The sequence below is a fragment of the Cupriavidus sp. GW821-FHT02F09 genome (genome assembly GCF_059421605.1).
The window spans coordinates 25,192-37,441 of the sequence record NZ_JBWKVH010000059.1 but is presented as its reverse complement, the minus strand read 5'-3'; the positions used below and the strand labels follow the sequence as shown (position 1 = coordinate 37,441).

At 67.3% G+C, this 12,250-nt stretch carries 10 protein-coding genes; 6 read left to right on the top strand and 4 right to left on the bottom strand.

Features of this window, described 5'->3' with window-relative positions; genetic code table 11:
- Positions 1-258 precede the first annotated feature (258 nt).
- The 3 genes from AC07XB_RS35540 to AC07XB_RS35530 form a co-directional block, all read right to left on the bottom strand.
- The gene (locus AC07XB_RS35540; RefSeq protein ID WP_492831735.1) at positions 259-3,462 is read right to left on the bottom strand and encodes an efflux RND transporter permease subunit; all 3,204 of its coding nucleotides are present in this window, start codon (positions 3,460-3,462) and stop codon (positions 259-261) included.
- Entirely contained in the window at positions 3,459-4,691 is a 1,233-nt protein-coding gene (locus AC07XB_RS35535; RefSeq protein ID WP_492831733.1) for an efflux RND transporter periplasmic adaptor subunit, read from the bottom strand. The genes AC07XB_RS35540 and AC07XB_RS35535 overlap by 4 nt, the downstream gene beginning before the upstream one ends.
- Before the next feature lie 64 nt (positions 4,692-4,755).
- Positions 4,756-6,189 carry an efflux transporter outer membrane subunit gene (locus tag AC07XB_RS35530; protein ID WP_492831743.1) on the bottom strand — a complete coding sequence of 478 codons (1,434 nt, stop codon included), beginning with the start codon at positions 6,187-6,189 and terminating at the stop codon, positions 4,756-4,758.
- 602 nt (positions 6,190-6,791) lie between these two features.
- Here AC07XB_RS35530 and AC07XB_RS35525 point away from each other — a divergent pair.
- The 6 genes from AC07XB_RS35525 to AC07XB_RS35500 all read left to right on the top strand — a co-directional run bounded on the left by AC07XB_RS35525 (position 6,792) and on the right by AC07XB_RS35500 (position 11,103).
- Entirely contained in the window at positions 6,792-7,076 is a 285-nt protein-coding gene (locus AC07XB_RS35525) for a helix-turn-helix domain-containing protein (RefSeq protein ID WP_492375029.1), read from the top strand.
- A 125-nt stretch (positions 7,077-7,201) separates the two neighbouring features.
- A complete protein-coding gene (locus AC07XB_RS35520; protein ID WP_492831731.1) occupies positions 7,202-7,810 on the top strand; it encodes a 2OG-Fe(II) oxygenase in 609 nt (202 codons plus the stop codon).
- 49 nt (positions 7,811-7,859) lie between these two features.
- A complete protein-coding gene (locus AC07XB_RS35515; RefSeq protein ID WP_492831729.1) occupies positions 7,860-8,582 on the top strand; it encodes a Crp/Fnr family transcriptional regulator in 723 nt (240 codons plus the stop codon).
- 247 nt (positions 8,583-8,829) lie between these two features.
- A complete protein-coding gene (locus AC07XB_RS35510) occupies positions 8,830-9,282 on the top strand; it encodes a hypothetical protein (RefSeq protein ID WP_492375032.1) in 453 nt (150 codons plus the stop codon).
- Between the two features lie 589 nt (positions 9,283-9,871).
- Positions 9,872-10,087 carry a hypothetical protein gene (locus AC07XB_RS35505; RefSeq protein WP_492375033.1) on the top strand — a complete coding sequence of 72 codons (216 nt, stop codon included), beginning with the start codon at positions 9,872-9,874 and terminating at the stop codon, positions 10,085-10,087.
- 152 nt (positions 10,088-10,239) lie between these two features.
- Entirely contained in the window at positions 10,240-11,103 is an 864-nt protein-coding gene (locus tag AC07XB_RS35500; protein ID WP_492375034.1) for a LysR family transcriptional regulator, read from the top strand.
- Here AC07XB_RS35500 and AC07XB_RS35495 read toward each other — a convergent pair.
- Positions 11,100-12,104, bottom strand: a complete 1,005-nt coding sequence (locus AC07XB_RS35495; RefSeq protein WP_492814621.1) for a zinc-dependent alcohol dehydrogenase family protein — start codon at positions 12,102-12,104, stop codon at positions 11,100-11,102. The genes AC07XB_RS35500 and AC07XB_RS35495 overlap by 4 nt on opposite strands.
- Positions 12,105-12,250 lie beyond the last annotated feature (146 nt).

The window sequence follows — 12,250 nt, the reverse complement described above, 5'->3', positions numbered from 1 at the left end:
CGCCTTAAGGCGATACTCAGACATGGGTCCCTCTTTTCCGCTCTTTTCGCCGAAGCCCGAGGCGCCCCATACGGCCTTGGCACACCTCCACGGCTCGCTTCGCATCGCCGTGGGTGTTTCCCGCCCTTCGGGCGGGAAACACGGCTACACCGAATCGTTCGCTATATCCGCTGGTTTGCTCCCCTCTCCCACTTGTGGGAGAGGGGCCGGGGGAGAGGGCGGGCGCTCGCAAGAGCGCGAGATCTCATTGACCGTGCCTCAATCTCCCTCTCCGGACGCCAGCACCTGCTGGCTCTCGCGTTTGGCCTCCGTGCCGCTCGCGTGCTCACGTCCCTCGCGCCGTGCCTGCCGCCGTTCCTTGCGGTTCATATACCAATAGTGCGCGCGATCCAGGTAGAGATACACCACGGGCGTGGTGAACAGCGTCAGCGCTTGCGACAGCACCAGTCCCCCCACCATCGCAAAGCCCAATGGCCGCCGCAGCTCCGAGCCAGCGCCATGCCCGAGCATCAGCGGCAGTCCGGACAGCAGCGCGCACATGGTGGTCATCATGATCGGCCGGAAGCGCAGCAGGCACGCCTGGTAGATGGCTTCTTCCGGTTTCATGCCGTGGTCGCGCTCGGCGGTGAGCGCGAAGTCGACCATCATGATGCCGTTTTTCTTGACGATGCCGATCAGCAGGATGATGCCGATCAGCGCGATCACGCTGAGGTCATAGCCGCCGGCCAGCAGGATCAGCAGCGCGCCCACGCCGGCAGACGGCAGGGTGGAGAGGATGGTGAGCGGGTGGATGTAGCTTTCGTACAGCAGCCCCAGCACGATATACACGGCGACCAGCGCGGCGGCGATCAGGTAGGGCTGCGAGGCAAGCGAGGCGCCGAAAGCCTGTGCCGTGCCTTGGAACGAGCCGGAGAGTGTCTGCGGGCGGCCCATGCCGGACAGCGTGCTGTTGATGGCCTTGACGGCATCGCCCAGCGCCACGCCCTTGGCCAGGTTGAATGAGATCGTGACGGCCGGGAACTGCCCCTGGTGGCTGATCGACAGGTAGGCGGTGCTGTCGGTGTCGATCTTGACGAAGGTGGACAGCGGCACTTGCTCGCCGGTCAGCGGCGAGGTCACATACAGCTTGCTGAACAAGCGCGGGTCGTCCTGCAGCGCGGGCGTGGCTTCCAGGATCACGTGGTAGCTGTTGATCTGGGTGAAGTACTGCGCGACCTGGCGCTGCCCGATCGCGTCATAGAGCGTGGAGTCGATCAGCGCGGGCGTGATGCCGAAGCTCGATGCGCGCGCGCGGTCGATGGTCAGGCGCGCCGCTGCCGCGGCGTTCTGCTGGTCGGACGCCACGTCAGCGAGCTGGGGCAGGGCGCGCAGGCGCTCCAGGATGCGCGGCGCCCACTGGTTGAGCTCGTCCAGGTTGGAGTCCATCAGCGTGTACTGGTATTGCGTGCGCGACAGCCGCCCGCCCACGTTGATGTCCTGCCCGGCCTGCAGGAACAGGTTGGCGCCCTGCACCTGCGCCAGCTTGGGCCGCAGCCGCGCGATCACTTCGTCGGCGCTGACGGTGCGGCCCGCGTCCTTGGGTTTCAGGCTGATGAAGAAGTTGCCGGTGTTGAGCGTATTCTGCCCGCCGGTCATGCCCACCGCGGCGACATCGGGGTCGGCACGCACGATATCGGCAAGCTGCACCATGCGCGCGTTCATCGACTTGAACGATGCGTCCTGCGCGGACTCCGCGATGCCAAACATAAAGCCGGTGTCCTGCTGCGGGAAGAAGCCCTTGGGTATGTAGATGAACAGCGCCACCGTGGTGGCGACCGTGGCGATGAACACGCACAGGGTGAAGAACTGGTGGCGCATCACCACGTCCAGTCCGCGCTTGTAGCTCGCCAGCATGGCGTCGAAGCCATGCTCGAACCACTGGTAGATGCGGCCGTGATGATGGCCGCGCGGCGGGGTCAGGTAGCGCGAGCACAGCATCGGCGTGAGCGTCAGCGAGACCAGCACCGATACCACGATGGTGAGCGTGACTGTCACGGCGAACTCGCGGAACAGCCGCCCCACGATGCCGCCCATTAACAGCAGCGGTATGAACACCGCCACCAGCGAGACCGAGATCGACACGATGGTGAAGCTGATTTCGGCGGCGCCCTTGAGCGCGGCTTCCATGGGCTCCATGCCGTCTTCCACGTGGCGGTAGATGTTCTCCAGCATCACGATGGCATCATCCACCACGAACCCCACCGCAATGGTGAGCGCCATCAGCGACAGGTTGTCGCGGCTGTAGCCCAGCAGGTACATGCCACCGGCGGTGCCCATCAGCGCCAGCGGCACGGTCACACTGGGAATCACCGTGGCGGCCACATTGCGCAGGAACACGAAGATGATCATCACCACCAGCGCGATGGTGAGCATCAGCGTGAACTCCACATCGGCCACCGAGGCGCGGATGGTCTGGGTGCGGTCGGCCAGTGTGTTGACGTTGACGGTGGGCGGGATCGCGGCCTGCAGGCGCGGCAGCGCGGCGCGGATGCGGTCCACGGTCTCGATCACGTTGGCGCCCGGCTGCTTGGTGATGGCCAGGATGATGGCGCGCCCGTTGTGAAAGGTGTTGTCCGCCGGCGCGGCGGCGCCGGCAAAGCCCCAGCCGGCCAGCTTGGCGTTCTCCGGCCCGTCCACCGCCACGCCGACATCGCGCACACGCACCGGCGCGCCGTTGCGGTAGGCCAGCACCATGTCGTTCCACGCCGCCGCCTTGGTGACCTGGTCGTTGGTGTAGACGTTGAAGGCCTTGGTGGCGCCATCGGTGCTGCCGGTGGGCTGGTTGACCGTGGTGGCGGCAATCACGCCGCGCAGGTCTTCCAGGCTCATGCCCATGGCCGAGAGCTTCTGCGGATCCACCTGGATGCGCACCGACGGCTTTTGCTGGCCGCCGATGTTGACCAGCCCGACGCCGGAGATCTGCGAGATCTGCTGCGCCAGCACATTGTCGGCGAAGTCGTTGACCTCGGTCAGCGGCAGCGTGTCGGACTGCACCGCCAGCACCAGGATCGGCGAATCGGCCGGGTTGATCTTGCGGAAGGTGGGGGGCGTGGGCAGGTTGCTGGGCAACTGGCCGCTGGCGGCGTTGACGGCGGCCTGCACGTCCACGGCGGCGGCATCGATGCTGCGGTTGAGGTCGAACTGCAGCGTGATCTGGGCGTTGCCCTGCGCGCTGGTCGACGTCATCTGCGTGAGCCCGGCGATCAGCGAGAACTGCCGCTCCAGCGGCTGCGCCACGTTCGACGCCATGGTCTCCGGGCTGGCGCCGGGCAAGTTCGCCGACACCTGGATGGTGGGGAAATCCACCTGCGGCAGCGGCGCGATAGGCAGCAGCGGCCACGCGGCCACGCCGACCAGCAGCACGGCCAGCGCCAGCAGCGAGGTGCCGATCGGGCGCTTGATGAAGGTCGCGGAAACGCTCATGGCCGTGCGTTCCCGGCGCGATTTGCCGGGGCTGCGGCGGCAGGCGCGGAGGCGGGCGCTGCGCCGGCATCCGCTATGGTGGTGGCCGCGGTCGTCTCGTTCACGCGGGTGCCGGGCTTGAGCTTGTACTGCCCGTCCACCACGACCCGCTCGTCGACCGCCAGCCCCTTGGCCACGACGGCCTTGGCGTCCTGGGTCTCCGCCACCTCGATTGCCCGGGACGCAACCGTATGGTCCGCCTGCACCACATAGACATAGGTGCCGGTCTGGCCGCGTTGCACGGCGGCGGCCGGGATGGTCAGCGCCTGGTCGCGCTCGCCGAGCACCAGCCGCGCATTGACGTACTGGCCGGGCCACAGCGTGTGCGAGGGATTGGGAAAACGCCCTTTCAGCTGGATGGTGCCGGAGGTGGTGTCGATGGTGTTGTTGAGCAGGATCAGCTTGCCTTGTCCCAGCAACTGGCCGCTGGCGCGCTCGCTGGCCTGCACCGCGAGCGGTGTGCCGCTGGCCTGCATGGCGCGATTGATGCGCTGGAATTCGCCGTCGGGCAGCGTGAATACCACGTCGATCGGGTCGATCTGGCGGATCACCACCAGGCCGTTGGCGTCGGCGGCGTGGACGATATTGCCCGGGTCGACCAGGCGCGCGCCAACGCGCCCGGACAGCGGCGCGGTGATGGTGGTGTAGTCGAGCTGCACGCGAGCGACGTTGACCAGCGCTTCGTCGGTCTTCACCGCGGCGGCTAGCTGCGCTACCTGCGCGCGCTGGGTATCCAGCGTTTGCTGCGTGGTGGCGTTTTCCTTGATGAGGCCCTCGTAGCGTTGCAGGTCGAGGCGCGCATTGGCTAGCTGCGCTTCGTCACGCGACTTTTGCGCCATGGCTTGCTGCAGCTGCGCCTGGAACGTGCGCGGGTCGATCTGCGCCAGCAACTGCCCGGCCTTGACGTCCTCGCCTTCGACAAAGCCGACGCGGTCGAGCTGGCCGTCCACGCGTGGCTTGACCGTCACCGTGGCCATCGCCTGCACCGTGCCGACGCCAGCCAGGCCGATCGGCACGTCCTCGCGCTTGACCTGTGCGCTGGTCACGGATACTGGCGACGCTGGCGGCGCTGCCCCGCGCGGCGCCACCATGCGCTTGAGCGGGCCGGCGGCGAACCACGCCAGGGCTGCCAGCATGAGCACGGCCAGGCCGATCAGGACGGGGTTGCGGCGGGAGAACTGGGTCGCCATGGATTGCCTTGGAAGTGGTCTGCCGATGTGGATCGGGGAATCAGGGAATCAGGGAATCAAGAGATCAGGGTTGCGCCAGCGCGTCGCTTTGCCAGCCGCCGCCGATCGCCTTGACCAGCGCCACGCTGGCTGCAAGCTCCCGGCCGCGCAACTGGATCGCGGTCCGTTCGTTAGACAAGGAAAGGGCCTGTGCCGTTACCACCGAGAGGTAGGAAGCGGTGCCAGCGCGGTATTGCGCCAGGCTCACGCGCTCCGCCACGCGGGCGGCATCCACCGCATGGTCCTGCACCACCACTTCCTGGTCGAGCACACGCAGCGCCGAGAGGTTGTCTTCCACCTCCTGCATGCCGCTGAGCACGGTTTGCCGGTACGCCGCGACCGCCCCGTCGTAGGCCGCCACGGCCTGGTCGTTTTGCGCGTTGCGCAGCCCGCCGTCGAAGATGGTGCCGGCCAGCGTCGCGCCCAGCGACCACACCCGGCCGGGCGGCCCGAACCAGTTGGCCAGGCTGCCGCTGCTGGCGCCGCCCACCGCGGAGAGCACCAGCGACGGGAAGTACGCAGCGCGCGCCACGCCGATATTGGCATTGGCCGCCGCCATGCGGCGCTCGGCCGCCGAGATGTCGGGGCGGCGCTCCAGCAGCGCCGAAGGCAGCCCCGGTGGCACAGCCAGCGGGCGCATCGAAAACGCCTCTGGCGCCAGCGTGAACTCGGCGGGCGCGCGCCCCAGCAGCGCGGCGATGGCATGCTCCAGCTGGTTGCGCTGCACGTCGAGGTCGATCGCCTGCGCTTGCGCTGCGTTCAGCGTGACCTGCGCCAGCGCCACGTCGCCCGCGGTGGCCACTCCCGCGCGGAACTGGCTCTGGGTCAGCTTGAGGGAGTCCTCGTAGGCGGCCAGCGTGCGCGCATAGAGCGTCTTGAGTACATCGGTGACGCGCAACTGGATATAGTCCTGCACCAGCTCGCCCTGGATCGTCAGGCGCGCGGCGGCGAGGTCGGCGGCACTGGCCTGCGCGTTGTCGCGGGCCGCTTCGATGCTGCGCCGCACTTGGCCCCACAGGTCGATCTCCCAGCTGGCATCGAGGTTGGCCGAATGGGTGTTGGACACAGTCTGGATGCCCAGCGTGCTGGTGCGCGCGCGCCCCACTCCCACGCCAGCGCCGAGCGTGGGATACAAGCCGGCCCGCGCCGCCTGCGCCAGCGCGCGGGATTGCCGGTACTGGGCCTCGGCCTGGCGCAGGCTCTGGTTGGCTGCGTTGGCTTGCCCCACCAGCTCATTCAGGCGGGCATCGTCGAAGCCCGCCCACCACGCCTGTGTCAGATCCACCGGACGGGGCTCGGCGACCTTCCATTGGTGATCGTCCGGCACGGCCTCGCGATACGCGGCGGGGGTCTCGACCGGGGGGCGCTGATAGTCCGGCCCGACCGCGCAGCCGCCCACCCAGGCAGACGCCAGGGCGATGCAGAGCAGGCGCGGCGAGACCAAACGCGCGGCGTTCATGAGGGCGAGAAGCAAGCGATAGTCATGAAGGGCTTTTGTGAGGCGATGCCGTTGTTTGTCGTTTCCTGCTCGGGCTGGCGGGTTGGTTTCCGCGCGCACGCACGCCGCCTGAGCGGCGTCGCGCGGGCGGGTCTTATGGCAAGGATAGTGCGGCGCGGGAATGTGTGAAACGCGCTGCGCATTACTGAATATTTCACTCGCTTACGCCGATGCGCCGGGCGGCGCCACGGCTTGCACCGCCAAGTGAAGCGCGAAATACACCCACGGATGCGGCAAGCGGCGGGCGCGCGTGCCTGTTACGGTATCTTGCAGCGGGTGGATGTCGGGTGGATGCCGGCTTGTGCAGCGCGGCAAAAGGCGAGCCAGCATCAGCGCCGCAGAGGACGCCACGGCGCCGCGCGAGCGGCCACGGGCGGGCTGGCGCAGCCTGTTGTAATCTTGTGTAATTGTGCGCCAGCGAGCCCCGGCGGGTTGCATTTGCTGCGCCTGCCGCGTAGAAAGTAGGTGTCAGGCGGCCGCGGCGGAAGGACTGCGGCAATCCGCACGGCCGGCTGACGCATATATCGACATGACATCTGGACGACGAGCGGGAAGGCGTGGCCATGGAGACCGATCAAGAAAGCACACTGACGTACGCGCTGCTGACCGTGCCAGCGCGTGCCGCCATCTGCCGCGCGCTGCTGGAGGCGGGCGAAGCCGGCATGCCGGCGTTCGACCTGGCCGGCGTCGCAGGGCTGAGCCTGCCGCGCGCCAGTCACCATTTCAATGAGCTGATGCAGGCCGATGTGCTGGCGCTGGTCGTGCGTGACCGGCAGGTGATCTATGTGCTCAAGGCCCGCCGCGCGGTGAGCCTGGCGCTGGAGTATCTCGACAGCAGCGGGCTGTAACAGTCCAGCGGCCAGCATGGCTGCAACCAGCGGCTGCTAAAATGCGCCCCTGCGCGCCAAGGGCCTCCTGTTGTCCAGGTGGCCCTTTTCGTTTTGACGTTTCCCCAGCACGAAGTCTCCCACCCATGTCAGCCCTGGAACGTTTGTTTGTTGCCCTGGAAGAGCACGGTTGGGCCGTGTCCGACGACCTTATCGACACCACGCTGGCGGCGCGGCTGCATGCCGAGAGCCGTGCGGCGTGGGCGGCCGGCCTGTTCCATCCGGCCCGCATCGGGCGGGGCGAAGCCACCGCCCGCGACGCCGGCATTCGCGGCGATTCGATCCTGTGGCTCGACGACGCGCCCGCCGGCGCGGCCAGGGCGGATTTCCAGGCCTGGGCTGCGGGTTTGCGCGAGGCCTTGAACGAGCGCTACTTCCTGGGCTTGAAGCGCGAGGAATTCCACTTCTCGCACTATCCGGTCGGCACCGCCTACAAGAAGCACGTGGACCAGCATCGCGCGACACTGCATCGCAAGATTTCGCTGGTGTTCTACCTCAATCCTGAATGGAGCGAGCGCGATGGCGGCGAGCTCGCGCTCTACGGACAGGACGACGGCGCCACCGAGTTGAACCGCGTGCTGCCGCAGCGCGCGCGGCTGGTCGTGTTTCGCAGCGACCTGGTTCCGCACGAAGTATTACCCTGCCACAAGACGCGCTGGGCACTCACCGGCTGGTTCCGTACCGATCAGGCCTGAACCGCCCGAGCGGCATTAGCAGCGTAACCAGCACCCCGGGGAAAAAGGCATGAGCACACGACCGAAGCCGCACGAAGACGACACCGCCGCTGGACAGTTTTCGGCCGAGCTCGAAACACTGCTCCGGTCGCATGCCATGCGGCGGCAACTGGTCAAGGGCGAGGTGCTGTTTACCTACGGCTCCAACCCGGACGCGCTCTTCTGCGTCGAGCGCGGCGCCATCAAGGTCAGCAGCACGGCGCAGAACGGGCGCGAGGCCGTGGTCAGCCTGCTGGAGCCCGGGCAGTGGTTCGGGGAGGTCTCGCTCTTCATCGACGCGCATCGCGTGTACGACACACGCGCCGCAGAGGCTAGCGAACTATTGGTGATTCCCGCCGCCACCTTCCATACGCTCATCGCGCGCGAGCCGCGCTGGCTGATGGAGTTCACGCAACTGATCTGCCGGCGCTACCGCAGCGCACTGGAGTGGATCGACGAGGTGATCCTGATGCCGTTTCCGGTGCGGCTGGCGCGGCGCCTGCTTGCCGTCGAGCATGCGCACGCGCTGTCCACCCACGGCATGCCGGGTGTGCGGACATCCGGTGCCCCCGCCGCGCTCAAGCTCTCCCAGGAAGACCTGGGCCATATGCTTGGCGTGTCCCGCCAGAGCGTCAACCGGCAGCTCAAGGACTGGGAGAAGCAGGGCGTGCTGCGCCTGGAATACGGGCGCCTGACGTTATCCGACAAGGCGGCGCTGCAGGCCATCGCCAGCGAGTCCGCGCCTGGCACGTAGCGTGGGAGCTTGCGCTTCGTCGCAAGACTGAAATAACTGGCGGCTAAGATCGTGGCGGGGCCGGGCGATACTTTTCCCTTCGCGGGGATGGCAGGTTTTTTGACGAAATCCGTGTCTGCACGGCCCCGTCCCGATTGGCGGCGATGGCTGCTTCCTCCCCTTCCTCTGCTTCCTCCCTTTCGCGCCGCTTGTCAAAATAAACGATATATACTGTTTTGATACCACTGCGATCAAAACAGGAGGATGCATGGCAACGGTTTCGAATGGGCGCACGCGTGCGCCCGCGCCCGCCGCGGCGCAGAAAAGGGCCGCCACCGCAGTGAAGCGGCCGGTCACGCGCGCCAGTAAGACGGAGACGGCAGGCAAGGCTGCCAAGGCTGAAGCGGTCAAGACCGTGGCTGCCGCACCGAAAGCCGAGAAAGCAGAGAAGACTGAGAAGGCACAGAAGCCTGCCAAGGCCAAGGTCGTGCGCGACAGCTTCACCATGCCGGAGTGGGACTATGCCAAGCTGGCGGAACTCAAGCGGCGCTGCCTGAACGGCGGCGCGCACGTGAAGAAGAGTGAGTTGCTGCGGGCCGGGCTCAAGATGCTGGAGTCGCTGCCGGAGCGGCAATTGCTGGCCGTCGTGGCTCAGGTCGAGACCGTCAAGACGGGCCGGCCCGCCAAGCGCAAGGCGCGCGACGCGGCTTCCGGGCAGTAAAGCTGCGGCGTATATTGCGTGGCCCCCGGATGTATTCCGTCCAGGGGCGCGCCGTATTTTGCGGGTTTCGTGAATAGTTGATGACAGCCTCAACCATCCGCCGATTCGGTCGTTAAGATGGGCAGGGCTTACCAATCCTGAAGCCGGACCGGCAGGGCGCTGCCTTGCTGGTCCTTCGCTTTTCAGAGCCTTCACCGTTTCTTGCCGGCGCCATCGTCATCCGCAGAATGAGTCTCTTCAGGCCGTCTTTCTGGTGCCCGTTTTCTGTGTTCGCCGTCGTCACGGTGCCGCTGGCCGAGCCGCCGCGTGAGCGGCCTCCGGGCGATACGTCCGCGCGCGGTGAAGCGAATCCAGATGCGCGGCGGGACCTCCTCACGGTGCCCACGCCTGCGGTCCGCTAGCCTGGCGGCAGCGGCCCTGCCAAGGCTTTTTTTCGTTGCGCCGCAAGGCAACTCATAGCCCGCTATATATCTGGAAAAGGCTCGCAAAGTGCCTATAATTATGGTGCGTTGCACCAATTCGTCTGCTGCCATCCTACACCCTGCTGTGCAGGATGGAACCATGCCCCCTGTCAACCTGAGGTAAATCCATGTTGCCGTGTGAGCGATGCAAGCGCCAGGCCGGCAGGCCAGGACACCTGCCGCCGCACGAGGATCTGGAGGCCGCGGGCGTCAATGCGCGGGCCCAGGACGGCGCCGCCTATGCCTACCGCTGCCGCCAGTGCGGCTGCACGCTGGTGCTGCGTAGTCCCAGCCGGGAAGTGCCTGACTACTGGGCTCTGGAAGGCTGGGCGCCTTCCGCCTGAAGTTGGCGGGATACCGGCCCGTGCCCGGCGTGCCCGTTATTGTTCCCGCCACACCGCCGTGCCATCATTGCCTAGCCGCCTGTGACTTGCCTGGCCGCGCTGAATCCGACACCTCCCAAACGTAACGTCAGTAACGTCAGCAAATTCCCCGGATGGATTGGAGCGATATCAAGATCTTCCTGGCGATCGCCCGCGCCGGCACCCTGGGCGGCGCCGCGCGCGCGATCGGGCAGACCCAGCCGACCATGGGGCGCAGGTTGAAGGCGCTGGAGGATGCCGTCGGGCATGCCTTGTTCCAGCGCACCAGCGACGGCTACGTGCTGACCGATGAAGGGGCTGCCGTGCTCGCCCACGCGCAGCGTATCGAGGCAGAGGCGATTGCTTTCGAGCGCCAGCTGTCCGGCCAGGCAGGGGAGCTGGACGGCACGCTGCGGATCTCCTCGTCCGACTGGTTTGGCGTGCATATGCTGACCCCGGTGATCGCGGACTTTATCCGCGCCCATCCACGCGTCGCGGTGGAACTGGTCACCGATGCGCGCTTGCTCAGCCTGGCACGCCGCGAGGCGGACCTGGTCTTTCGCATCCGCGCGTTCGACGAGGCCGATATCGTGCAGCGCAAGCTGATGCACATGGACTACGCGCTCTACTCGGCGCCCGGCGTGGCACCGCCGCGCGCGGGCGATGGCGAGGGCCATGCCCTGCTGACGCTGGATGCGGGCTTCGCGGACCTGCCCGACGTGGCCTGGATGCGCAAGCAGCTGCCGAACGCCCGGGTGGCATTCGGCAGCAACAGCCGCGAGGCGCAGGCCAAGCTGTGCGCGGCCGGCGCGGGGCTGGCTGTCCTGCCCTGCGCGCTGGCCGAGCGCCTGGGCGGGCTGCAGGCCATCGAATTGGGCGAGGCGCCACCGGGGCGCGACGTCTGGGTGGGCTATCACCGCGACCTGCGCCGCCTGCGGCGGCTGCGCGCCTTCCTGGATGCAACCATCGAGCGCCTGGGCAATAGCGCAGACGCTTAGTCCCCGGCAATCTCCACCACCAGCTTGCCCTTGGCTGTGCCTGTCTCGATGGCGCGATGCGCATCGATGGCGCTGTCGAGCGTGAAGTGCCGCGCATCGAGCCGCACGAAGAGCTTGCCCGCATCGGCCAGCCGCGCCGCTTCGCGCAGGATCTCGCCGTGGTGCGCGCGGCCCTTGCCGGTGAGCATTGGCATCAGCGTGAACACGCCCGAATACGTGGCTGCGCGAAACGATAGCGGCGCCAGCGCGTGCACGCCCCAGCCAAGGCAGCTCACCACATGGCCGCCATAGGTGCGCGCCGCGAGGAACGCATTGTCCAGCACCGAGCCGCCCACCGTGTCGTAGACCACGTCGAAGCCCTCGCCCGCAGTGTATTGGTCGACATACTGCGCGACTGATGTCGCGGCATGGTCGATCGCGGTGGCGCCATAGCCTTCGATGATCGCCTTCTGCGCGGCCGAGCCCGTGGCATATACCTGCGCCCCGAGCGCGTGGGCGATCTGCACCGCGATATGCCCCACGCCGCCGGCGCCGCCATGCACCAGCACCTTCTGGCCAGGCTGCACGCGCGCCCGGTCGACCAGGCCTTCCCACGCGGTGATGAACACCAGCGGCAACGCGGCGGCTTCGCGCATCGACAGCGCGGCGGGCTTGCGCGCGAGCAGGTCGGCATCGACTGCCGCGTACTGCGCTAGCGATCCTTGCAGGCCACCCACGCCACCGGTCATGCCATAGACCTCGTCGCCGGGCGCGAAAGCCGTCACGCCCGCGCCCACGGCTTCGACCACGCCGGCCAGGTCCAGCCCCAGCACGGCGGGCAAGGGGTGGCGGGCGTGCCCCGCCTGGCCGGCGCGGATCTTGGTGTCGAGCGGGTTGACGCCGCTGGCCAGGATGCGCACCAGTACCTGGCCGGGGCCGGCCACTGGCCTGGGAAGCTGGACGGGCGTGAACGGCGCGCCCGCGGATTCGACGATGAGGGCCTGCATGGTGGGGTGGGACATGATGCGCTCCGGATGGGTTGGCGATGAACTAGCGAGGGGTTTGAGACGGGGTGGTGTGACCATTCTTGGCCAGGCCGGCGCGCTCGTAAATCAACGCTTCTGTACTCTTGCCATGCAGTTTTGAATGGGCTGGCTTCTTGTCACGT